The sequence below is a fragment of the Bacillus sp. FSL K6-0268 genome, assembly GCF_038005425.1.
Lineage (GTDB): Bacteria > Bacillota > Bacilli > Bacillales > Bacillaceae_G > Bacillus_A > Bacillus_A thuringiensis_S.
Genome location: NZ_JBBOTF010000001.1, coordinates 5,635,368 through 5,658,897 on the forward strand (window position 1 = coordinate 5,635,368; position 23,530 = coordinate 5,658,897).

The window sequence follows — 23,530 nt, forward strand, 5'->3', positions numbered from 1 at the left end:
AAGTGAGGCAATGAAGATGAAATCAGTTACATTAGACAAGTTGCAACGTCCGTTAAAGGATTTACGTATTTCAGTTACTGATCGCTGTAATTTTCGCTGTCGATATTGTATGCCAGAAGAAATATTTGGTCCTGATTACTCGTTTTTGTCTAATGACAAAATTTTATCTTTTGATGAAATTGAAAGGATAACACGTATTTTCGTTTCTTTAGGTGTGAGAAAATTAAGGATTACAGGCGGAGAACCGTTACTTAGAAGAGGGCTTCCAAAGCTTATTGAGCGGCTTCATAAAATAGATGGTGTAGAAGATATCGGTTTAACAACCAATGGATCGTTACTTAAAAAATTTGCTCCTGATTTATATAAGGCGGGACTATCACGTGTAACAGTTAGCTTAGATTCCTTAGAAGAAGAGCGGTTTTTCTATTTAAATGGTAATAGGAGCAAAGTGCAAAGGGTTCTGGAAGGAATACAGGCTGCAGCTGAAGTTGGAATGAAAATTAAAATAAACATGGTCGTTCAAAAGGGAAAAAACGAACAGGACATTTTGCAGATGGCGCAATACTTTAAGGAAAACAAGCATATTCTTCGTTTTATTGAGTATATGGACGTTGGAAATTATAATGGTTGGGATTTAAAAGAGGTCGTCTCTAAACAAGAAATAGTAGATACGATTCATCAAGTTATGCCGTTAGAACGGATAGAAGCAAATTATTCTGGTGAAGTGGCTACTAGGTATCGTTATATAGGAAGCGACGAGGAAATAGGTATTATTTCATCGGTAACAGATTCTTTTTGCTTATCATGTACGAGAGCTCGTATTTCTGCAGAAGGAAAATTATATACTTGCTTATTTGCTTCTAAAGGAAATGATTTAAGAGAATTGCTTCGTTCTGAACATACAGATGAGGACATTACAGATGTAGTACGCGATATATGGAATAATAGGGAAGATCGTTATTCAGATGAACGCTTAAATCATAAAAATAAGAATACAATACCTAAAATTGAAATGTCACATATCGGTGGTTAATATATAAAGCTAGCGTCATAGTGAAAAATGGGGAATTTACAAGAGTTGTGGATTTTCTATTTTATAGTAAAAGTGATGATTGATATCTCTGTAAAAGATGTGCAGAGAAATTAAGCAGCATTCAAAAACCTTTATTTTGAGGAGGTTTTTTGAAGCTGCTTTTTTATTTGGAGAAAATGGAGGAATGGGTAATGGCATTTCATAAGCCGGAACAAATTGCTGAGCTTGTCATTGAGGCCGGTGTTCAAAAAGTAAGACAGACATTGCCAGCGATGCTTATTCTCGGTTTTTTAGGAGGAGCGTTTATTGCGATAGGTTTTTTACTTAACATTCGAGTTTTAGGGAATTTACCTGAGCGCTGGGGGAGTCTAGTGAATGTTTTAGGAGGAGCGGTATTTCCTGTTGGACTTATGCTCGTAGTATTAGCAGGAGGAGAATTAATTACGGGAAATATGATGTCACTGTCTATGGCGCTTTATGCAAAGAAAATTACATTGATAAGTGTACTGAATAACTGGGTTTGGATTACTCTCATGAATTTTATTGGGGCAATTTTCGTTGCGTATTGCTTTGGACATCTTGGCGGATTAACAGAGGGAGAGTATTTAAATAAAACAGTAGCGATAGCGGAAGGGAAGTTACATGAATCATTTGGAAGAACTTTAATTTTAGCAATTGGTTGTAATTGGCTCGTTTGTCTTGCTCTTTGGCTCGCTTACGGGACGAGTGATTTTGTCGGAAAAATCATCGGAATTTGGATTCCAATTATGGCATTTGTAGTGATTGGATTTCAGCAAGTAGTAGCAAATATGTTTGTCATTTCCGCTGTTATTTTTGCTGGTCATCTAACGTGGATGGATTTGGCTAAAAATTTTGTTCCTGTTTTTATCGGAAATGTAATTGGAGGAGCTGGGTTTGTTGGTTTTGCTTACTTTGCTTGTTATCAGAAACAACATTCTAATATGAAATAGAGTTCTTGAGAGGAAGGGTATGTAATGGCTGATCGGTATTCACGACAACAGTTGTTCAAACCAATTGGGAGTAAAGGACAAGAAAAAATTCGAAATAAACATGTGTTAATTGTAGGGGCAGGCGCATTAGGAAGTACAAGTGCCGAAAGTTTCGTACGTGCAGGTGTTGGCAAGTTGACGATTATTGATCGTGACTACGTTGAATGGAGTAATTTACAAAGGCAACAATTGTACTCTGAACAAGATGCGAGAGAGAAAATGCCGAAAGCAATTGCTGCAAAAAATCGGTTAGAACAAATTAATTCGGAAGTACAAATACATGCTTTCGTAATGGATGTAACTTCAGAAAATATGGAAGGTCTATTAAAAAATGTAGATGTAATCATTGATGCAACAGATAATTTTGATATTCGATTTGTAATAAATGATTTATCACAAAAACATAATATTCCTTGGGTATATGGTTCTTGCGTTGGATCGTATGGTATGAGTTATACAATTATTCCGCAAGAGACACCGTGTTTACATTGTATGCTGAAAAATATTCCTGTTACAGGTGTGACATGTGATACCGCTGGAATTATTAGCCCGACTGTTCAAATCGTCGCAGCATATCAATTGGCAGAAGCACTCAAAATTTTAGTGGAAGATTTCTCAGCAATTAGAAAAACATTTTTCATGTTTGATATATGGAGTAATCAAAATCATTTTATAAAATTAGGGAAAATAAAAACAGACGCTTGTCTCTCATGCGGTTTGAATCGAACTTATCCTTATTTATCATACGAAAATCAAACGAAAGCAGCTGTTTTATGCGGAAGAAATACAGTTCAAATTAGAACAGTAGACAATAGGAAATACAATTTTGATGATATAGAAAAAGTATTACAAAAACTGGGGAAAGTAGATCGGAATCCGTATTTACTATCTTGCCAATTCGATGATTACCGCGTGGTTGTTTTTCGAGATGGTCGTGTTTTTATTCATGGTACAAATGATATTTCGAAAGCGAAACAACTATATTATCGCGTATTCGGTTAATAGAGAGGGTGTCAACAATGGAAAGAAGAGTGCCAATTACGGTTGAAGAAGCTGTTCGTAAAGTGATGGGATTTGCTGATAAAGGCTTAAAGGAGCTATTACCAATTGAATTAGCTTATGGACGTATATTAGCAGAGGATTTAATAGCTGACCATGATGTACCGTCATTTAATCGTTCGCCGTATGACGGATTTGCTATTCGAGCAGAAGATACTAATTTAGCAAGTTATGAAACGCCAATTGTATTTGAAGTAGTGGGTGAAATTGGTGCAGGATCGCTATTCCATGAGAAAGTAGGTCCGTTTCAAGCAGTTCGAATTATGACGGGAGCACAAATTCCGAATGGGTGTGATGCGGTTGTTATGTTAGAGCTGACTCGTCAATATGAGAAGAATGGCAACAATTATATGGAAGTGAAGCGATCATTCAAAAAGGGCGACAATATTTCTTTTCAAGGTGAAGATGCTCGTAAAGGAACGGTTCTTGCAAAGAAAGGATCGTACATTAATCCAGGTATTTCAGCTCTTCTTGCTACATTCGGTTATAGTGAAGTGCCAGTTGCGAGAAAGCCTGTAATTGGACTGTTAGCGACTGGGAGTGAATTGCTTGATGTCGATGATTCATTACAGCCAGGGAAAATCCGAAATAGTAATACGTATATGATATTGTCTCAAATTCGAAGAGCAGGCGGCAGAGTAAAATATTTTGGGAAGTTTAGTGATGATTTTAATACATGTTTTACAGCTGTGAAAGAAGCGCTTGGGCAAGTGGATATGTTAATTACAACGGGCGGTGTATCAGTAGGAGATTACGATTATTTACCAGCTATTTACGAAAAGTTAGGTGCCTCTGTTCTTTTCAATAAAGTTGCAATGCGGCCAGGGAGTGTTACGACTGTAGCACAATTAAATGGCAAGTTATTATTTGGTTTATCAGGAAATCCATCAGCTTGTTATGTAGGGTTTGAATTATTCGTAAGACCGTGTATTCGGGCGTATATGTTTAGTGAAAAAGTACATTTAAAAAGAGAAAAAGCGTTATTAGGAGAAGATTTTCTAAAACCGAATCCATTTACAAGATTTGTACGAGCGAAATTGCAATATGATGAGGGGAAATTAATAGCTTATCCATCAGATTTTGATAAATCTAGCTCAGTTTCCTCATTGGCAGAATCAAACGTGTTTATCGTATTGCCGGGCGGGACAAGAGGATATAAAAAAGATATGTTTGTCGATGTTCTTTTATTAGAAGATAACGAAGGTAGTGAATGGCCTTGGACATTTCATAAAGTGAGAGGTGGTTCTAATGGGACAAGTGTTATTTGAGATTGTAGATAATCCGATTTTAGTTGAAGAAGTAACGAATAAAGTCGCAAGAAGGGAAGTGGGTGCGATTACAACATTTATTGGTACCGTGAGAGAACTTACAAAAGGAAAACGAACGCTACATTTAGAGTATGAAGCATATAAACCGATGGCAGTAAAACAACTTATGAGAATTGGTGAAGAAATTAGTGAAAGATGGCCGGATGCAAAAGTAGCAATTACGCACCGTGTAGGGCGGCTAGAAATCATGGATATTGCGGTAGTCATTGCAGTTTCATCACCGCATCGTAAAGTAGCTTATGAAGCGAATGAGTACGCGATTGAACGTATAAAACGAATCGTTCCAATTTGGAAAAAAGAATTTCGGGAAGATGGAACGATGTGGGTTGGAGATCAACTTGAAAACACACCATATCCAGAAGGAAAACCAAAGAAGGAAGAATGAGAAAATGATTACAATTTTATTGTTTGCAAATTTGCGTGAGGAAGTCGGATTGGATCAATTAATAATTTCAGAAAAACAAGAAATGACTGTTGGGCAATTAAAAGAATGGTTGAAAGATAGTTATCATTTGCAATCCTTGGATACAGTAATGGTTGCAATTAATGAAGAGTTTGTAACGAATGAAGAGATGATAAAAGTAGGAGATATAGTCGCATTAATCCCGCCCGTTAGCGGAGGGTAATAAGCTTTTTCAACAGATGAAGCGCCGAGAAGATGTTGTATATAAATTAGAATAAGAGAAGGGATGAGTTCTATGCTTACTCAAGAACAAATAATAAATGCATTAAAACATGTAGAGGATCCAGAGTTACACAAAAGTGTTGTAGAATTAAATATGGTTAGAAATATACAAATGAACGGAACAGAGGTTAAACTTGAAGTAGTACTAACAATACAAGGTTGTCCGTTAAAAGCAAAAATTCAACAAGATATTGAAGAATCACTTCACGCAATTGGTGCCTCTAAAGTGGATGTAACATTTGGTTCTATGACACAAGAAGAACGTGCAGCTTTAACAGAGAAGTTAAAGAAAAATAGTAGAACAGAAACTGGTATGCCGAGCATGCTTCGCCTTGATTCAGGAGTAGGGTTTATTACTGTAACGAGTGGAAAAGGTGGAGTTGGAAAATCAACGGTGACAATTAATCTTGCAACTGCACTAGCTCGTATGGGCAAAAAAGTGGGGATATTAGATGCAGACATATATGGTTTTAGTATTCCAGCTATGATGGAAACGAATAAGAAACCAACGATGATTGATCAAACAGCAATTCCGGTCGTTAGTCACGGTGTTAAAATTATGTCGATGGGATTTTTTACGGAAGGAAATAACCCGGTTATGTGGCGCGGACCGATGTTAAATAAATGGATTCAAAATTTCCTTGCGAATACGCACTGGGGAGAATTAGATTATTTACTTCTTGATTTACCACCTGGTACAGGAGATGTTGCTATTGATGTTGCAGCAATGATCCCGCAGGCGCAAGAAATTATCGTTACAACACCACACAATGTAGCTTCGTTCGTAGCATCTAGAGTAGGAGTTATGGCAAAGCATACGAAACACGAGATTTTAGGGATTGTAGAAAATATGGCTTATTATGAAGAGCAAGATGGATCGAAAAACTATCTCTTCGGAAAAGGTGGCGGCGAAATGCTTGCAGAACAATTGCACACAGAAGTGATTGCGCAAGTGCCTTTTGCAAAACGAGAAGAAAATAACGGTTCATCTGTATATGATGAAGACTCTCTTGTAGGAGAAGTGTTTACATCGTTAGCTGAGGATATTATTTATAGAGGATAGAGGGGGAAGTTTAATATGGCATGTAACATTGATCATTCTATTGAAGATGTGATGAATAAGCTTGAAAGTCAAAAGAGTTTTTTATCTGAAGGGATCTTTAAAGAGTTAAAGAGTTTTTTGCAAGGTATTCATTCACAGAAATTATTAAATGATGTTTTTCACCTCCTAAAAAAGTATGATTTAGTCAGTGAGGAAGAACGAGAGACGAGAAACGCACAATTATTGTACATTTTGAATTAAGTACTCTTTGGCTTTAGAATTTTTTCAGAAGGGGTGAATGTACATGCCCATCAACTTAAGGATAGACACAATATTAACTTTTGTTCATTTGAACTTAAACTTTCCCCACAAGGGAGCCAGTTATTAAATTTCAGCACGCCAAATAACCCCTAACGGGTTTCATTTTTTTCTTATGCAACTTTCTTTTGCTTGCAACATCCACTATACTCATAGATAACACCCATGATATCAAAGACGGTTTTCTTCTCGTATCGATGAGATTTCCGCCCGTTTTTCTCTAGAAGGTGGAACAGGCGGATTAAAAGCTTTGTTATCTCTTGGGTGTCTTTCTGTATAGCTTGATAGAGAAGAAATAGATGATCTTGAATCATTCCAATCGCTTTATATTCACTTAATTCCTTTTGCTTCTTCTGTAACAACAGTTGACGCATTTTAAACATCGTAGAAGAACATAAGAAAATAGCAATCAGTTTCCCATATAAATGGCACTCTATTCGTTCTCGTTTGACAGTGCGACAATGATCAATATCAAATAATGATTTCCACGTTTTAAAAACAATTTCAATCTGCCAACGTAAGGAGTAGAGTTCATGGACTTGCTTCATCGAAACCCACTCCCACGGAGTGTTGGTTACATATACATTTAGCCCAGATAATATTTTGCTTTTTTGTGAATACGGTTTTCCTTTTTTCTTTTCACTTTCTATTTGTTTTTTCTGTCGTTCTCGTAATTGCTGTTCTGTTAGACGATACAGGACCAATCGGGCAAACAAAACTTTTTGATCTCCAACATAAACATTACCTACTTCATAAGTTTCACCAGGTAACAAGCGTCCCACCATCATTTCTAAATTGACTTTCATATATTCTGTTTGTTTTTTGATGTCCCCATTTTTAAAGTATTCTGGGTTTGGATTTTTTACATATACATTCGTATTTAACTTTAATCGAGAAATATAATAGGTCCCACGTTGATCCATTTGATCTAAGTCCTCTAATGAAAAATACCCTAAATCACGAATACATAAATCTCCTGGTCGTAACGTATCTAAACATTCCGTTCCGAATGTTTTATCATTATTTTTTCCAGGCCCCACTTGGAAATTCAGAAATTGTCCACTATGTAAATCATATTCTAATTGAATTTTAATCCCAGCTGTTTGCGCACAACCACCTGAACCAGGATAGATATGTTCTAAAGTATTAGGCACTTGAAACATGGTGGCATCCATGATACGAATACGTTTAAAATAATTATAAAGATGATTAGAAATATGAGTTTGCTCACAGATTTTTTGTTGTAACAACAAAGAGAAAATATGCTTTAAAAATAACACTGATTTTTCATTAAAGCGTTTATTTAAGCCCTCGGGGCTAAGTACAGTACCTGTAACTGCGTGAAGCCTACTACATAATCGGACTAAAGGATCACTGGCCACTCTTTGGCTAATCCAAACACAAATAGTAGCTAAATCTGATCCTGAAAATTTGCGTTTTCTCTTTACAAATTTCATCTCTCTTGCGAGTTTTTCCAAAAAATCAGGTGTGATATAGCGCTGTAATTCTTCTGCAAATGGCTGTAACTCCTCTTGAATCGAGCGATTCATAAAAAAACGTCACCCTTCCTTATAGTCTATTAAGAAAGAATAACGTTTTTTTGTATTTGGGGGTAGTAAAAATGCTTAAGTTGATGGGCATGGGGTGAATGTAATGAATATGAAAAAGATGATTGAAATGGTAGAAGCAACTAAAGTGACTGACGAAGAATTATCGATTTCTACTTTACATCAAAAGCTTGTGAAGTTGTATAGTCAAAAAGATTGTGCAGAGTATACGGAGTTATTAAAATATATTTTATCATTATCCGTGCAGCTGAAGCTGAATCTCGTATTGAAATATTTTGGTGTGCGTCCGGTTGTTGCTGCAGACGAGCGTATGCAATTTCAAGAGATATTTAAATGCTTAGCTAAGAAAGATGAGAATGGGGAATGGTTTCTAAATTTTGTTTCTTTATATGTAGGGCTAATTGTAGTTCTTCATTTTGATGAGAAAGTGATTGAGAGCAATTTTTTTGATGATATGGTAGTGGGTAAATGTAATGAAATATAAGATTCTGCTCATAACGTTGTTCTATTTAAATGCTTTAATTGCGATTTTAGTTGGTTATATAAATATGAAGGCAATTAATTAAGAAAAAGGAATGAAACTAGTTGGATAAAAAGAGTTCTTCAGTTGTTTCCGTCGTTTTTTCGTGTTACTATTAATCGAATTTTTCATAAGGAGAGAAAGCGATGAAATGGATTTATTTTCTTATTATTAACGTTATAGCTTTTAGCCTTATGGGGCTTGATAAACGAAAAGCAAAGAAGAAACAGTGGAGAACGCCAGAAAGTACGTTGTTTTTATCGGCGGCAGCTGGAGGAGCAGTTGGAGCTTGGATCGGCATGTATATGTTTCATCATAAAACTCATAAAAAGAAATTTGTTTTCGGCATACCGTTACTTGTTGTAATAACGGTATGTTTATTATTCGTTGTATGAGAAATGTCGAAAGAAATGCAGATTGATTATTGGTAAAGTGAGCATGTGAGACCGTATAATGGAGAAAAAATGAGAAGAGGAGAAAAAGGAAGATGGGGAGTCAATCACATGCCCATCAACTTAAGCCTTTTTACTACCCCCAAGTACAAAAAAAACGTTATTCTTTCTTAATAAACTATAAGGAAGGGTGACGTTTTTTTATGAATCTCTCGATTCAAGAGGAGTTACAACCATTTGCAGAAGAATTACAGCGCTATATCACACCTGATTTTTTGGAAGAACTCGCAAGAGAGATGAAATTTGTAAAGAGAAAGCGCAAATTTTCGGGGGCAGATTTAGCTACCATTTGTATTTGGATTAGCCAAAGGGTGGCCAGTGATCCTTTAGTACGATTATGTAGTAGGCTTCACGCAGTTACAGGTACTGTACTTAGTCCGGAGGGCTTAAATAAACGATTTAATGAAAAATCAGTGTTATTTTTAAAACATATCTTTTCTTTGTTGTTACAACAAAAAGTCTGCGAGCAAACGCACATTTCTAGCCAACTTTATACTCATTTTAAACGTATTCGCATCATGGATGCCACTATGTTTCAGGTACCTAATACTTTGGAACATATATATCCTGGTTCAGGTGGTTGTGCGCAAACAGCTGGGATCAAAATTCAATTAGAATATGACTTACATAGTGGCCAATTTCTCAATTTTCAAGTGGGACCTGGAAAAAATAATGATAAAACATTCGGAACAGAATGTTTAGATACGTTACGACCAGGCGATTTATGTATTCGTGATTTAGGGTATTTCTCATTAGAAGATTTAGACCAAATGGATCAACGGGGGACATATTATATTTCGAGGTTAAAGTTAAATACGAACGTATATGTAAAAAATCCAAGTCCGGAGTACTTTAAAAATGGTACCATTAAAAAGCAATCAGAATACATACAAATCAATGTCATGCAAATTTTGAATCAACTCCAACCAGGTGAAACAATAGAATACCAGCAAGCTTATATTGGAGATAAACAGCAGTTATTTTCACGTCTCGTTTTTCATCGTTTAACAGCAGCACAATTACAAAAACGCTTGAAAAAAATTGCAGAAAAAGAAAAGTTGAAACATAGAACCTATTCAGAGAAAAGTAAATTAGTAGCAGGATTAAATGTATATGTGACAAATGCACCTTGGGAATGGGTTCCGATGGAACAAGTACATGAATTGTATACATTACGCTGGCAGATAGAAATTGTTTTTAAAACGTGGAAATCATTGTTTGATATAGATCATTGTCGCACTGTCAAACGAGAAAGAATAGAGTGCCACTTATATGGAAAACTAATTGCTATTTTTTTATGTTCTTCTACTATATTTAAAATGCGCCAACTTTTGTTACAGAAGAAACAAATAGAATTAAGTGAATATAAAGCGATAGGAATGATTCAAGATCACCTATTTCTCCTCTATCAAGCCATACAGAAAAACACCCAAGAGATAACAAAGCTTCTAATTCGTCTGTTCCACCTTCTACAACAAAACGGACGGAAATCTCATCGATATGAGAAGAAAACGGTCTTTGATATCATGGGTGTTCATTATGAGTATAGTATAGCTAGGGAACAAAAGAAAGCTGCATAGTTTTAAAAATAAAACTCGGTAGAGTTTATTTAGTGTGCGTGCTTTTAGAAATAATCAATATGATGAACAATTGGTAGCTATTTTGAAGGGAACTTCATTTTATTTGTTCTCTTAAGTTGATGGGCATGGGAGTCAATCAGCAGAGCAAAAAAAAGGGATACTATATGCGGCTGGTGCTTACACGATGTGGGGAATTCTACCGATTTATTGGAAATGGGTTGAGGAAGTTCCAGCAGATGAAATATTAGCGCACCGCATCGTTTGGGCATTTGTTTTTATGTTACTTGTATTAGGTGTTACGAAGAGGTTTCGCCAGTTTATTGGGGAATTTGTGAATCTTTTTAAACGACCTAAATTATTAATGTCATTAACAATAGCTTCAGTCTTGATTAGCGGAAACTGGTTTGTTTACATATGGGCCGTTAATCATAATCATGTTATTGAAGCGAGTCTTGGCTATTATATTAATCCGCTTATTAGTATTTTACTTGGTACAGTCGTTTTAAAGGAAAAGTTAAACTTTTGGCAATATGTTGCAGTTGGTTTAGCAGGAGTAGGGGTTGTCATTTTAACAGTACGTTTCGGATCTATTCCGTGGGTTTCTCTTTCACTTGCCTTTTCATTTGGATTATACGGATTAACGAAAAAACTATTAAACTATGATGCTACAATTGGACTTACGATGGAAACCATGTTAGTGACGCCGTTTGCGATCATTTATCTTGTTATGACAGGAGCACATGGTTTCGGCTCATTTGGATCTATTTCAATGTTATCAACGTTACTTTTAATAGGAGCAGGTATTGTAACAGCATTACCACTATTTTATTTTGCAAAAGGAGCACAACTTATTCCGCTTTATATGGTGGGATTTTTACAATATATTGCGCCAACAATTAGCTTAATTTTAGGTGTATTTGTATTTGGTGAACATTTCACATCTACACATATGATTGCATTTTTCTGTATATGGGTTGCTTTATTTGTATTCTCGGTAGCGAAAACAAAGTTTTTAGTGCAGAAACAACCGAAATTTATAAAAAATAAATCAGCAAAAGTATCATAATGCGTAGTATTTTCTACGCATTTTTCTTTATACTTATATTATATAGAATTTCCATTATAGTCAGTAAGGAGCTGAGAACATGGAAACAATTTTACATAATGATCCGCTTATGGCAGCTGTAATTTCATGGTTTTTAGCACAATTAACGAAAGTAGTCTTTAAATTAGTTAAAACGGGTGAATTTGATTTTGCAAAGTTTTTTGCTTCAGGTGGGATGCCAAGTTCTCATGCTTCAACAGTTACAGCGCTTGCTACAGGAGTTGGAGTTGTGGAAGGTGTGGAAAGCTCGATGTTTGCGGTTGCTGCTATTTTTGCCATTATTGTAATGTATGATGCTTCAGGAGTAAGGCTTGCAGTAAGTAAACAAGCAAAAATATTGAATGACTTTTTTCACGGTAGAGAAACAGAATATAAGAAGTTAAATGAACTTGTTGGGCATACACCGTATGAAGTAGTAGTCGGTGCTTTATTAGGGATTATTGTCGGAGTAGGATATTGTTTATGAGCAGAACATTTTATATGTTCTGCTTTTCTTTGTTTTCATACATATTCAGCTACCTTTTTGAATATCGTTATACGGATTTCGAAAGGGTGGGTGAGTAACTTGTTATTATATGAAAAAGTGTATGAAGAAATAGCGAGAAGAACAACTGCACTTCAAACGATGCAACGGCAAGATGGTACGTGGCGGTTTTGTTTTGAAGGAGCGCCACTAACAGATTGTCATATGATTTTTTTATTAAAATTATTAGGTAGAGATAAAGAGATAGAACCGTTTGTAAAAAGATTAGCATCACTCCAAACAAATGAAGGAACATGGAAATTGTATGAAGATGAAGTGGGTGGTAATTTATCTGCTACAATTCAATCTTATGCTGCCTTACTTGCATCGGAAAAATATACAAAAGAAGATGCGAATATGAAGCGAGCGGAAATGTTTATAAATGAGCGCGGGGGGGGTGGCGCGTGCTCATTTTATGACGAAGTTTTTATTAGCGATTCATGGAGAATATGAATATCCTTCTCTCTTTCATTTGCCAACACCAATAATGTTTCTGCAGAACGATTCCCCCCTCAGTATATTTGAATTGAGTAGCTCAGCACGTATCCATTTAATTCCGATGATGTTGTGTTTAAATAAACGATTTCGAGTAGGGAAAAAGTTATTGCCAAATTTAAATCACATTGCAGGCGGGGGCGGAGAATGGTTTCGGGAGGATCGGTCTCCAGTTTTTCAAACGTTATTAAGTGAGGTGAAGAAAATTATAACGTATCCACTTTCTTTGCATCATAAAGGATATGAGGAAGTAGAACGTTTTATGAAAGAGCGTATTGATGAAAATGGAACATTATATAGTTACGCAACTGCCTCGTTTTATATGATTTATGCTTTACTTGCATTAGGGCATTCTATTCAATCGCCAATTATTCAGAAGGCTATAACGGGAATCGCATCTTATATATGGAAGATGGAGAGAGGGAGCCATTTGCAAAACTCTCCGTCAACTGTATGGGATACAGCTTTACTCAGTTATGCTTTGCAAGAAGCTCAAGTTCCGAAAGCAAGTAAAGTGATTCAAAATGCATCAGCGTATTTACTAAGAAAACAGCAAACGAAGAAAGTAGATTGGAGTGTACATGCACCGAATCTATTCCCAGGTGGTTGGGGCTTTTCGGATGTGAATACGATGATTCCAGATATTGATGATACAACTGCTGTGTTAAGAGCACTGGCGCGAAGTAGAGGGGACGAAAATGTAGATAATGCTTGGAAGAGAGCGGTTAATTGGGTTAAAGGATTGCAAAATAATGATGGTGGTTGGGGAGCTTTTGAAAAAGGGGTAACGAGCCGTATATTAGCAAATTTACCAATCGAAAATGCAAGTGATATGATTACAGATCCTTCTACACCAGATATTACAGGAAGAGTGCTAGAGTTTTTTGGGACATATGCGCAAAATGAATTGCCCGAGAAACAAAAACAAAGTGCGATAAATTGGTTAATGAATGTACAAGAGGAAAATGGATCATGGTATGGGAAATGGGGAATTTGTTATATATATGGTACATGGGCAGTGTTGACTGGTTTACGGTCACTAGGAATACCATCTAGCGATCCATCATTAAAACGAGCAGCTTTATGGCTTGAACATATACAGCATGAAGATGGTGGCTGGGGAGAATCTTGCCAAAGTAGTGTGGAAAAAAGATTTGTTACTTTGCCGTTTAGTACACCATCACAAACGGCATGGGCGTTAGATGCTCTCATTTCTTACTATGAAAAAGAAACACCAATCATTCGAAAAGGTATTTCATATTTGCTCTCCAACCCTTATGTAAATGAAAAATATCCTACTGGAACAGGTTTACCAGGTGGGTTTTATATTCGTTATCATAGTTATGCTCATATATATCCGTTGCTTACTTTGGCTCATTATACAAAAAAATATAGAAAATAAACCGAGAGATGTCTCTCGGTTTATTTTGTTGGGTAGTAGGTCCCTTTTGAAAAGAATAAGGTTGTGATGTACCTTATTTTTCGGTTGACTGGGGTTTTTGACGTGCATCAGCGGCATTTGCACGTGCGTTTGCTTCTAAGTCATTGTGGTCAGCGAGTTCGCGAGAGAACTCAACATCAATGCCATCAGTTGCTTTGTTTGAAATTCTTTTTGTTCATTCGACACAATCTCCTTGCGTTTATGCGACGTTGCAAAGTTAGTTTGACACAAATAGACTTTTTTATACAAAGAGGAATTGGAAAGCAAAAAGCCGAAATATACAGTATAAGTAATAGAAATGGGGGATAGGAATGGAGTTTTTAAATGGGAAAACAGCTGTTGTAACAGGAGCTGCACAGGGAATTGGAAAAGAGATTGCAAGGGTTTATGCAAAACTAGGGGCGAAAGTATTAATTAGCGATGTAAATGAAGAGAATCTACAAAAGACGACACGTGAGTTATCAGATGGAGGATATGAAGTGTGCTCATATCGATGTGATGTGAGTAATCAAAATGAAGCAAAGTCGTTAATTGAATATGCGGTTCAAAAATTTGGTACATTACATATTTTGGTGAATAATGCTGGGATTACAAGAGACGCAATGTTACATAAAATGGAGAAGTCTGCTTGGGAACAAGTATTACAAGTGAACTTAACTGGAGTTTTTTATTGTATGCAACCAGCGCTTCTTTACATGAGACAACAAGGGTATGGACGCATTATTAACATATCTTCAATTAGTAGAGAAGGAAACATAGGTCAAGCAAATTATGCGGCTACAAAGGCAGGAGTTGTAGGATTAACAAAAACAGCAGCGAAAGAAGTTGGAAGTTTCGGTATTACTTGTAATGCGATTTGTCCGGGGTTTATGGATACAGATATGACAAAAACGATACCAGATAAAGTGAAAGAAAAGATGGTGGGCGCTATTCCAGTTGGTAGAATTGGAACGCCAGAAGATATTGCGAACGCAGCAGCCTTTTTAGCATCAGAATACGCATCTTATATTACAGGTGAAGTATTAAATGTGAGCGGAGGACTGCAAGTTTAAAGGAATACATAATGAAAAGAACCTGACCAGGTAAGTCAGGTTCTTTCTCATTAATTTAAGTTAAGCCAAACGCTCTTCACTTCTGTATAGTTATTTAATGCGTAAGATCCCATTTCACGGCCGAGACCAGATTGTTTAAATCCTCCAAATGGAGATGCTGCATCAAAGACGTTATAACAGTTTACCCATACTGTACCTGCACGTACTTTACTTGCAACATAGTGTGCAGTTTTAACATTTTCTGTCCATACACCAGCAGCTAAGCCAAATTGAGATTTATTCGCACGTTCAATTACTTCATCAATATCGTTAAACGGTATTGCAGAAATAACTGGACCGAAAATTTCTTCTTTTGCGATCGTCATTTCGTCATTTACGTCAGCGAATACTGTAGGAGAAACGAAGTAGCCTTGATCGAATGGATTATTTCCTCCGCAAAGTACTTCAGCGCCTTCTTCAATCCCTTTTTCAATGAAGCCCATTACACGTTTTTGTTGTTCTTCGGAAACGAGAGGACCGATTGTAGTTTCTGGACTTAGACCAGCGCCTTGATTTAATTTTTTAGAATAAAGGACGAGATCAGCCATGACATTATCATACATTTTCTTCGGAACAAATAAGCGTGATCCAGCAGAGCATACTTGTCCTTGGTTAAACATAACACCAGAAAGTGCACCAGGAATCGCGCGAGATAAATCAGCATCTGGCAAGATGATATTTGGTGATTTACCGCCTAACTCAAGTGTAACGCGTTTTAATGATTCGGATGCTTGTCGCATAATTTGTTTACCGACAGGAGTAGAACCGGTAAATGCAATTTTATCAACGAGTGGATGATTAACGAGAGCTTGTCCAGCTGATTCACCGAATCCAGGTACGATATTAATAACACCTTTCGGGAATCCAGCTTCTTCAATTAATTCAGCTAAGTATAGAGCAGATAGTGGAGTTTGTTCTGCAGGTTTTAAAACGATTGTACATCCTGTAGCAAGCGCTGCTCCCATTTTCCACATTGCCATAAGAAGCGGGAAGTTCCAAGGGATAATTTGACTAACGACACCAACAGCTTCATGGCGTGTATAGTTAAAGTAATCACCGGAAACAGGAATTGTTTGACCAACGATTTTCGTAGCCCAGCCAGCGTAATAGCGCATATGCTCAATTGCAAGTGGTATGTCTGCTGCCATTGTTTCACGGATTGGCTTTCCGTTATCTAATGTTTCGAGCTGTGCAAGCTCTTCTTTATGTTCTTCCATTAAATCAGCTAACTTGTACATGAGACGGCTTCGCTCAGCAGTGCTCATACGAGACCAAGGACCTTCGTCAAAAGCCATACGAGCTGCGACTACAGCTTTATGAATATCTTCACGACCAGCTTCAGAAACGACGGCAAGTGTTTCACCAGTTGCTGGGTTAGGTGTTTTAAATGTTTTTCCGGAAGCGCTTTCAATGAAAGATCCATTCACATATAACTTTTTTGTACCTTGAAGAAAATTTTCTACCTTTTCATGAAGATTTACAGCTAGTTGACTCATTGTATAACCCCCTTGAAAATATAATGTAAACGCAGTACGAGACGGCGCTTATTCCGAAATCAAGGATGTGGAAACTAGATGGAAAGCCTCTAATTAAAATCATAATTAATAAATACTGAAAATTCAAATTTCATTTGTGTTACAATTGTAAAAAATATGTAATGTAACAGAACCTTCTATATGATTGTAAAAAATCCTGCTTGTTTTTGCTTTCTAGTAGGAAAAACTAGAAGAACAATGGTACAATAATACATCGTGAGAGGAGGGGGAAAAATGAAAGATTATCATGATGATCCACGCTTTCGAATAGCCCATAGAGAAGCGTTAATTGGTCTTGGACTTGCTATTATTAATTTTATAATATGGTACGGATTCGCTTATGGGCTTGGTAGTAAAAATCCGAGTGAATATACATATGTATTCGGTTTTCCCACATGGTTTTTTTATAGCTGTATCGTTGGATTTATCGTTATGGTTATTTTACTTAGTTTAGTTGTTCGTTTTGTATTTCAAGATATTTCACTCGATGAGGAAGAAAAAAGTGAGGAATAATAGATGAATTGGTATGTAATCATTCCAATGATAATTTCGTTTATCGTTGTATTTTTAATTGGTGTATATGCTTCAAGACGCGTGCAAGCAACTGCTCATAATAAATTTTTACAAGAATATTTTCTAGGTGGGCGTGAGCTAGGCGGTTTATTATTAGCGATGACAATGATTGCTACGTACGGTAGTGCAAGTAGCTTTATTGGTGGCCCTGGTATTGCTTACAATATGGGGCTTGGATGGGTACTGTTATCTGCGATTCAAGTTGTAACAGGGTATATCGTTTTAACGGTTATCGGTAAAAAGTTTGCAATTATCGCTAGGAAGATGGAAGCAATTACTCTTATCGATTATTTAAAAGGGAGATACAATAATAAAGCAGTTGTTATACTCTCTGCGTTATGTATTATTATCTTTTTATTTTCGGCGACAGTAGCCCAGTGGGTCGGCGGTGGACGATTAATTGAGTCACTAACGGGTCTATCGTATACAACAGCACTATTTTTATTTACTTTTTCTGTACTTGTGTACGTATTAATTGGTGGATTTCGTGCAGTCGCGCTATCAGATACATTATTAGGAATCATTATGTTAGTTGGAACGACAATCATTTTAATTGCTACTGTCATTGCTGGTGGTGGAATTGAAAAGATTATGCAGGAACTTGTTCAAATTAATCCAAATTTAATTACACCATTCGGAGCAGATGGCAGTTTAACGAAATCATATGTTACATCATTTTGGATTTTAATTGGAATTGGCGTTGTAGGTTTACCGCAAATTAGCGTGCGTGCCATGTCTTATAAAAATTCAAAAGCTATGCACCAAGCTTTAATAATTGGAACAGTTGTCGTTGGTACAATTATGATCGGTATGCATTTAACAGGTGTATTTGCAAGAGTAGTACTTCCAGGTATAACGGTACCAGATAAAGTAATGCCGCTACTTGCGATGGAAGTGTTGCCACCGTGGTTAGCTGGAGTTTTCTTAGCCGCACCAATGGCAGCGATTATGTCTACAGTAAACTCTTTATTATTACTTGTAAGCTCGTCAATTATTAAAGATATATACGTAAATTACATAAAGAAAGATGCAGCAGACAGTACGATAAAAAAAGGAAGTTTGTGGATTACTGGTATTGTAGGACTACTCGTTTATGCAGCGGCGATTAAACCACCAGATTTTTTAATATGGCTAAATTTATTTTCTTTCGGTGGATTAGAAGCAGCATTCATTTGGCCAATCGTATTAGGGTTATATTGGAGGAAAGGAAATGCTACAGGAGCGCTTGCTTCCATTTTCGTTGGAGTAGGTTCATATATGTGTATTCATCTTTTCTATCCAAATCCGTTCGGTATACATACAGTTGTCTTCCCAATTTGTTTTGCGTTTATCGCTTATGTTATTGGAAGTATGAGTGCTGTAAAAAAAACAGTATAGGTTAGCTGAAGAACGTAGTCCTTATAGGACTGCGTTTTTTCGTATGAATTTGTTCTTTTTTATTCTGTATATCCACGTTTATTCATAAATTAATAACAACTGAGGGGATGGAGTTGAGGTCGATGAAAAAAGTGTTATTTTTAGGAGACCCAGGCATTGATGACTCTTTAGCAATTATGTATGGATTGTTGCATCCTGATATTGATATTGTTGGGGTAGTAACGGGATATGGAAATGTAACACAAGAAAAGGCGACAAGTAATGCCGCATATTTATTGCAAATGGCAGGACGGGAAGATATACCTGTTATTAATGGTGCGAAAATTCCTTTATCCGGAGATGTTACAACGTATTATCCAGAAATTCATGGGGCAGACGGTTTAGGGCCAATTAAACCTCCAAAAACTTTTTTGCCAAATATAAAGCCTTTTTGTGCATTTTTTGATCTTCTTGAAAAATATAAAGGGGAATTAATAATAGTCGATGCTGGTAGATCAACAACACTAGCGACGGCATTTATTTTAGAAAAGCCGATGATGAAGTATGTGAAAGAATATTATATAATGGGCGGTGCTTTCTTAATGCCTGGCAATGTAACACCAGTCGCAGAGGCGAATTTTCATGGTGATCCGATTGCGTCGCAATTAGTTATGCAAAATGCTAAAAATGTGACATTAGTACCACTTAACGTTACATCTGAAGCAATTATTACGCCGGAAATGGTAAAATATATTACGAAACACTCTAAAACGAGTTTTAATAAGTTAATCGAGCCGATATTTACGTATTATTATAAAGCTTATAGAAAGTTAAATCCGAAAATAAAAGGAAGCCCAGTACATGACGTCGTTACAATGATGGTTGCGGCAAATCCATCCCTTTTAGACTATGTATATCGTCGTGTCGATGTAGATACAGTTGGAATTGCAAAAGGAGAGAGTATTGCTGATTTTCGGCCTCAACCTGATGCAAAAGCATTAAAAAATTGGGTGCGAATTGGTTGGTCGTTACATTATAAAAAGTTTCTTGAGGATTTTGTGAAATTTATGACGTAGACATAATGGGAGCATACAAGTTAAAATAATGGAGATGGTTATTTAAATGACCATCTCCATTAATTTGTTTTTTAATGATAAATAGAGAAGAGTTACACAATAGGAGAGGAATTTTACTTGAAAAAAACTATAGTATGCGCAGTAATTGTGGGTATTTTCGTTTTGCTAATATCGGGTAACTTTTTAGTGAAAAAAGTATGGAGTTCAAATAATGATGATGCACAGTATATTGCATCTTTTATTGAAGAACATAAAGATGAAAAAAATAGTGCACTTCTAGTAAAGAGAAATGATAAAGTTGTTTATTCTGTAAATCCCAATGTTGTATTGCCAGTCGCTAGTACGATGAAGTTAATTGTGGCGCTTGAATATACGAAACAAGTTACTGAAGGGAAAATTGATTCGTCTAGTTTCGTTTCGATTAATGATGTGAATCGTTATTATGTTCCGAATACAGATGGGGGTGCACAAGATAGATGGCAAAAGTATTTGGAGAAGACAGGCAAGATAACTGAAGGAGCGGTTTCTTTAGAAGAAGTGGCAAAAGGAATGGTTAAGTTTAGTTCGAATGCGAATGCTGAATACTTAATGGAATTGTTAGGATTAGATAACATTAATCGGAATTTACAAAGTTTATCACTTCCTGCACATCAACCACTATTTCCAATCGTTTCATCTTTATATATCCCGGGATATTTGCATAAAGAATTGCATGTTCCAAAATATAAAATAGAAAAAAAGTTAAAAGAAATGTCTCAAGAGCAATATCGTGAATATGCGATGAATATTCATGAACGCTTAAAGAAGAAGGGACCATTATTACAGAAGGAAATTCCGCTTTATTTAGAGGAACGTTACGACAAAATTTGGTCAGATAGATTACCAGCAGCTTCCGCAAATGATTATATGGTATTACTTCAAAAAGCAAACCATAAAGGCGGCTTGACAGAGGCTGAAGAAAAAGTATGGGCAAATATCGTTGAAACAGACATGAGTGCCAAGAAATACCGTAAAACATTTAGACATGCTGGGCAAAAGAATGGTTACACACCATGGACGGTGACAAAAGCAGTTTACGCTATGGATAAACGTGGAAACTGTACAGAAATTGTGTTTTTAGCGAATAATTTAAATGAAGACGATAGTGCAGAAATACGGAAACATTTAGCAAACTTACATTTCCAAGTGTTGCAAAGTGATAAGTATGATGCGACTTTTATTAAATAAACTCGGTGCAGAGAGCACCGAGTTTATTTTTATGTACAAGCACTTTTTTTCTATCTCTGGGTATGATGGGTAGTAATACTTAGGTGAGAGGGGAAAAGGTGATGAAACAGAGTAAGGAAGAGTTTATAAAGAGTGAAGGCGCTGATTTCCCTGGAAAAACATATGTGGATTGTGTATTACAACATGTATTTGATTTTCAACGAAATTACTTATTGAAAGATATGTTTCAAGTGCATAAAGCACATATTACGATGTTGACTGAAGAAAGTTTAATGAAAATAGAAGAAGCTAAAGTTATATTAAACGCACTTAGAAAAGTAGAGCGAATACCAAAAGATAAATTGGTATATACAGAGCAGCATGAAGACCTCTTTTTTTTAGTCGAACATTTAATTTCTCAAGAAGCGAAATGCGATTTTGTAAGTAATATGCATATTGGTAGGAGTAGAAATGATATGGGTGTAACGATGTATCGCATGAGTTTAAGGCGATATGTACTACGGTTAATGGAGCATCATTTGTTATTGCAAGAAAGTATATTACAACTTGCCGATAATCACAAGGAAACGATTATGCCAGCTTATACACATACACAACCAGCACAGCCAACAACATTTGGTCATTATACTTTAGCAATTTATGATACGATGCAAAGAGATTTAGAACGAATGAAAAAAACGTACCAACTTTTAAATCAGTCTCCAATGGGGGCGGCTGCACTCTCTACAACAAGTTTCCCGATTAAACGAGAACGAGTTGCTCATCTACTTGGATTTACAAATGTAATTGAGAACTCATATGATGCTGTTGCCGGGGCGGATTATTTATTGGAAGTTAGCTCGCTACTTATGGTAATGATGACGAACACGAGTAGATGGATTCATGACTTTTTGTTGTTAGCAACGAAAGAATATGACGGTATTACTGTTGCAAAGCCATATGTACAAATCAGTAGTATAATGCCGCAAAAACGAAATCCAGTTTCAATTGAACACGCTCGTGCAATTACGAGTGGTGCTTTAGGAGAAGCATTTACAGTATTTCAAATGATCCATAATACGCCATTTGGTGATATTGTCGATACGGAAGATGACTTGCAGCCGTATTTATATAAAGGAATTGAAAAGACCATTCGTGTTTTTTGTATGATGAATGCAGTTGTTCGAACGATGAAAGTAGAAGAAGAAACGTTGAAAAGTCGTTCCTATAAACATGCAATTACGATAACTGATTTCGCAGATGTTTTAACAAAAAATTATGACATTCCATTTCGGCAGGCTCATCATGCAGCAAGTGCTATTGCAAATATGTCATTGGAGCAGAAAAAAGAACTACATGAATTACACTTCAAAGATGTAAATATGTATTTGCAAGAACATTTTAAAATAAATTTATTAGAAAAAGAGTGGAAAGAAATTATATCGCCAGAAGCTTTTATTCAAAAAAGAAATGTATACGGTGGACCGAGTAAAAAAGAAATGGAGCGCATGATTAAAAATCGAAAAGAGTCATTTCAAAATGAAGAAGAGGTATTTGAAAGGGAAAAACAAAGAATTTTACAAGCTGAAACGAATTTGAATTCATTAACTTTGAATATTGTTGAATCGTAAAAGAGGAATTTAGTGAATTAATCGCCAATACTTTATGAAACTATAAATAGAGAGAAGAGATTGTCGATGATTCAATTATATGTATATGAAGAGATTTTTCATTTTAAAGAAGATGTTACAACATTTCTAGAAAAGAATGAGCAGGAAAACAATCTCATATTAGGTGTATTACAAATGGTCCAAGAACCGATATTTATGGGGATAGCGAAACAAGGAGAAGAAATTGCCGTTGTATTTCTGCAAACAGAAGAGAAGAAACAAATCATTGTTGCAACTTCTGAAATTGCAGGAGTAGCTATTGAGGAACTTGCAAAAGAGTTAACGAAAGTATACCCGGATATTCCTGGATTGATCGGTAATAAGAAAATTGTACAGAAATTAGCGGAAGAGATTGCGGTATTAGAAAATAAGAAAACGAATGTTGCAATGGAGCAAGGTGTGTATGAGCTGAACAAAGTAAAGAAGAGGTGTAATGCGAACGGACTTTTCCGGGCAGTAAATAATGATGAATTACCATTAATAGAACAGTGGATATATCAATTTTGTGAAGATGTAAAGCTTCCTACTACGAAAGAAGAAGCAAAACAAACTGCGCATACATTAATAACTACAAATCGACTGTTTGGTTTGGAAGTGGATAGGAAACTCGTTTCTGTAGCTGCAAAAACGAGACCAACTAAAAATAATATAACAGTTAATTTTGTATATACGCCGAAAGAAGCAAGGAAAAAGGGATACGCATCTAATTGTGTAGCGGCACTTAGTCAATGTATGTTAGATGAAGGGTACAAGACGACTACGTTATATACTGATCTAGCGAATCCGACATCTAATAAAATTTATCAAGAAATCGGTTATGAGCAAATTGCGGAGTCTGTGCTTATATTTTTAGAGAAGTAGAAC

The 23,530-nt window shown here is 36.1% G+C and carries 22 protein-coding genes and 2 pseudogenes; 21 read left to right on the plus strand and 3 right to left on the minus strand.

Features of this window, described 5'->3' with window-relative positions; translation table 11 throughout:
* Positions 1 to 16 precede the first annotated feature (16 nt).
* From moaA to MHI28_RS29440, 8 genes are all read left to right on the plus strand, one after another.
* Positions 17 to 1,033: a GTP 3',8-cyclase MoaA gene (moaA, locus tag MHI28_RS29405; RefSeq protein WP_000844114.1), complete on the plus strand. Its 1,017-nt coding sequence runs from the start codon at positions 17 to 19 to the stop codon at positions 1,031 to 1,033.
* A 191-nt stretch (positions 1,034 to 1,224) separates the two neighbouring features.
* Positions 1,225 to 2,004 (plus strand): formate/nitrite transporter family protein, encoded by a 780-nt coding sequence (locus tag MHI28_RS29410; RefSeq protein ID WP_000863998.1) that lies wholly within the window; start codon positions 1,225 to 1,227, stop codon positions 2,002 to 2,004.
* Between the two features lie 24 nt (positions 2,005 to 2,028).
* Positions 2,029 to 3,045: a molybdopterin-synthase adenylyltransferase MoeB gene (locus MHI28_RS29415; protein WP_000785274.1), complete on the plus strand. Its 1,017-nt coding sequence runs from the start codon at positions 2,029 to 2,031 to the stop codon at positions 3,043 to 3,045.
* Between the two features lie 17 nt (positions 3,046 to 3,062).
* Positions 3,063 to 4,370 (plus strand): molybdopterin molybdotransferase MoeA, encoded by a 1,308-nt coding sequence (locus MHI28_RS29420; RefSeq protein WP_340828414.1) that lies wholly within the window; start codon positions 3,063 to 3,065, stop codon positions 4,368 to 4,370.
* Positions 4,351 to 4,815 (plus strand): molybdopterin synthase catalytic subunit MoaE, encoded by a 465-nt coding sequence (gene moaE, locus MHI28_RS29425; protein WP_000531885.1) that lies wholly within the window; start codon positions 4,351 to 4,353, stop codon positions 4,813 to 4,815. Before MHI28_RS29420 ends, moaE begins: the two co-directional genes overlap by 20 nt.
* Before the next feature lie 4 nt (positions 4,816 to 4,819).
* Complete coding sequence (gene moaD / locus MHI28_RS29430) at positions 4,820 to 5,056, plus strand: molybdopterin converting factor subunit 1 (RefSeq protein ID WP_000628473.1); 237 nt, start codon at positions 4,820 to 4,822, stop codon at positions 5,054 to 5,056.
* A gap of 72 nt (positions 5,057 to 5,128) precedes the next feature.
* Positions 5,129 to 6,178, plus strand: coding sequence for a P-loop NTPase (locus MHI28_RS29435; protein WP_000957494.1), 1,050 nt, complete (start codon positions 5,129 to 5,131; stop codon positions 6,176 to 6,178).
* A 15-nt stretch (positions 6,179 to 6,193) separates the two neighbouring features.
* Positions 6,194 to 6,418, plus strand: a complete 225-nt coding sequence (locus tag MHI28_RS29440) for a hypothetical protein (RefSeq protein WP_000752385.1) — start codon at positions 6,194 to 6,196, stop codon at positions 6,416 to 6,418.
* Between the two features lie 170 nt (positions 6,419 to 6,588).
* On the opposite strand, the gene MHI28_RS29445 is transcribed toward MHI28_RS29440, so the two are convergent.
* Positions 6,589 to 8,025, minus strand: a complete 1,437-nt coding sequence (locus MHI28_RS29445) for an IS4 family transposase (protein WP_340828013.1) — start codon at positions 8,023 to 8,025, stop codon at positions 6,589 to 6,591.
* A 103-nt stretch (positions 8,026 to 8,128) separates the two neighbouring features.
* Between MHI28_RS29445 and MHI28_RS29450 the strand changes: the two genes are divergently transcribed.
* The 6 genes and pseudogenes from MHI28_RS29450 to MHI28_RS29475 all read left to right on the plus strand — a co-directional run bounded on the left by MHI28_RS29450 (position 8,129) and on the right by MHI28_RS29475 (position 14,120).
* Positions 8,129 to 8,527 carry a hypothetical protein gene (locus MHI28_RS29450; protein WP_001056282.1) on the plus strand — a complete coding sequence of 133 codons (399 nt, stop codon included), beginning with the start codon at positions 8,129 to 8,131 and terminating at the stop codon, positions 8,525 to 8,527.
* 182 nt (positions 8,528 to 8,709) lie between these two features.
* A complete protein-coding gene (locus MHI28_RS29455; protein WP_000871349.1) occupies positions 8,710 to 8,958 on the plus strand; it encodes a DUF1294 domain-containing protein in 249 nt (82 codons plus the stop codon).
* 200 nt (positions 8,959 to 9,158) lie between these two features.
* Entirely contained in the window at positions 9,159 to 10,595 is a 1,437-nt protein-coding gene (locus tag MHI28_RS29460; RefSeq protein ID WP_199665201.1) for an IS4 family transposase, read from the plus strand.
* A 184-nt stretch (positions 10,596 to 10,779) separates the two neighbouring features.
* Positions 10,780 to 11,661 (plus strand): EamA family transporter RarD, encoded by an 882-nt coding sequence (gene rarD, locus MHI28_RS29465; protein WP_086412244.1) that lies wholly within the window; start codon positions 10,780 to 10,782, stop codon positions 11,659 to 11,661.
* Positions 11,662 to 11,740: 79 nt separating this feature from the next.
* A complete protein-coding gene (locus tag MHI28_RS29470; protein ID WP_000447819.1) occupies positions 11,741 to 12,166 on the plus strand; it encodes a divergent PAP2 family protein in 426 nt (141 codons plus the stop codon).
* Between the two features lie 99 nt (positions 12,167 to 12,265).
* Positions 12,266 to 14,120, plus strand: a pseudogene (locus MHI28_RS29475) (terpene cyclase/mutase family protein).
* A gap of 73 nt (positions 14,121 to 14,193) precedes the next feature.
* Here the strand turns inward: MHI28_RS29475 and MHI28_RS29480 are convergent.
* Positions 14,194 to 14,338 (minus strand): annotated as a pseudogene (locus MHI28_RS29480) (YfhD family protein).
* Positions 14,339 to 14,470: 132 nt separating this feature from the next.
* On the opposite strand from MHI28_RS29480, the gene fabG reads away from it, so the two are divergent.
* Positions 14,471 to 15,211: a 3-oxoacyl-ACP reductase FabG gene (gene fabG / locus MHI28_RS29485; RefSeq protein WP_000395041.1), complete on the plus strand. Its 741-nt coding sequence runs from the start codon at positions 14,471 to 14,473 to the stop codon at positions 15,209 to 15,211.
* Between the two features lie 50 nt (positions 15,212 to 15,261).
* On the opposite strand, the gene dhaS is transcribed toward fabG, so the two are convergent.
* The gene (gene dhaS, locus MHI28_RS29490) at positions 15,262 to 16,746 is read right to left on the minus strand and encodes an aldehyde dehydrogenase DhaS (protein WP_340828415.1); all 1,485 of its coding nucleotides are present in this window, start codon (positions 16,744 to 16,746) and stop codon (positions 15,262 to 15,264) included.
* 273 nt (positions 16,747 to 17,019) lie between these two features.
* On the opposite strand from dhaS, the gene MHI28_RS29495 reads away from it, so the two are divergent.
* From MHI28_RS29495 to MHI28_RS29520, 6 genes are all read left to right on the plus strand, one after another.
* The gene (locus MHI28_RS29495) at positions 17,020 to 17,298 is read left to right on the plus strand and encodes a YhdT family protein (protein ID WP_000656243.1); all 279 of its coding nucleotides are present in this window, start codon (positions 17,020 to 17,022) and stop codon (positions 17,296 to 17,298) included.
* Between the two features lie 3 nt (positions 17,299 to 17,301).
* Positions 17,302 to 18,735 (plus strand): sodium/pantothenate symporter, encoded by a 1,434-nt coding sequence (gene panF, locus MHI28_RS29500; RefSeq protein ID WP_001104822.1) that lies wholly within the window; start codon positions 17,302 to 17,304, stop codon positions 18,733 to 18,735.
* Positions 18,736 to 18,857: 122 nt separating this feature from the next.
* The gene (locus MHI28_RS29505) at positions 18,858 to 19,790 is read left to right on the plus strand and encodes a nucleoside hydrolase (protein WP_000756464.1); all 933 of its coding nucleotides are present in this window, start codon (positions 18,858 to 18,860) and stop codon (positions 19,788 to 19,790) included.
* A gap of 117 nt (positions 19,791 to 19,907) precedes the next feature.
* Positions 19,908 to 21,017 carry a serine hydrolase gene (locus tag MHI28_RS29510; protein WP_000751367.1) on the plus strand — a complete coding sequence of 370 codons (1,110 nt, stop codon included), beginning with the start codon at positions 19,908 to 19,910 and terminating at the stop codon, positions 21,015 to 21,017.
* Between the two features lie 101 nt (positions 21,018 to 21,118).
* The gene (gene argH, locus MHI28_RS29515) at positions 21,119 to 22,627 is read left to right on the plus strand and encodes an argininosuccinate lyase (RefSeq protein WP_086413638.1); all 1,509 of its coding nucleotides are present in this window, start codon (positions 21,119 to 21,121) and stop codon (positions 22,625 to 22,627) included.
* Between the two features lie 66 nt (positions 22,628 to 22,693).
* Positions 22,694 to 23,527, plus strand: a complete 834-nt coding sequence (locus MHI28_RS29520; protein WP_000615511.1) for a GNAT family N-acetyltransferase — start codon at positions 22,694 to 22,696, stop codon at positions 23,525 to 23,527.
* Positions 23,528 to 23,530 lie beyond the last annotated feature (3 nt).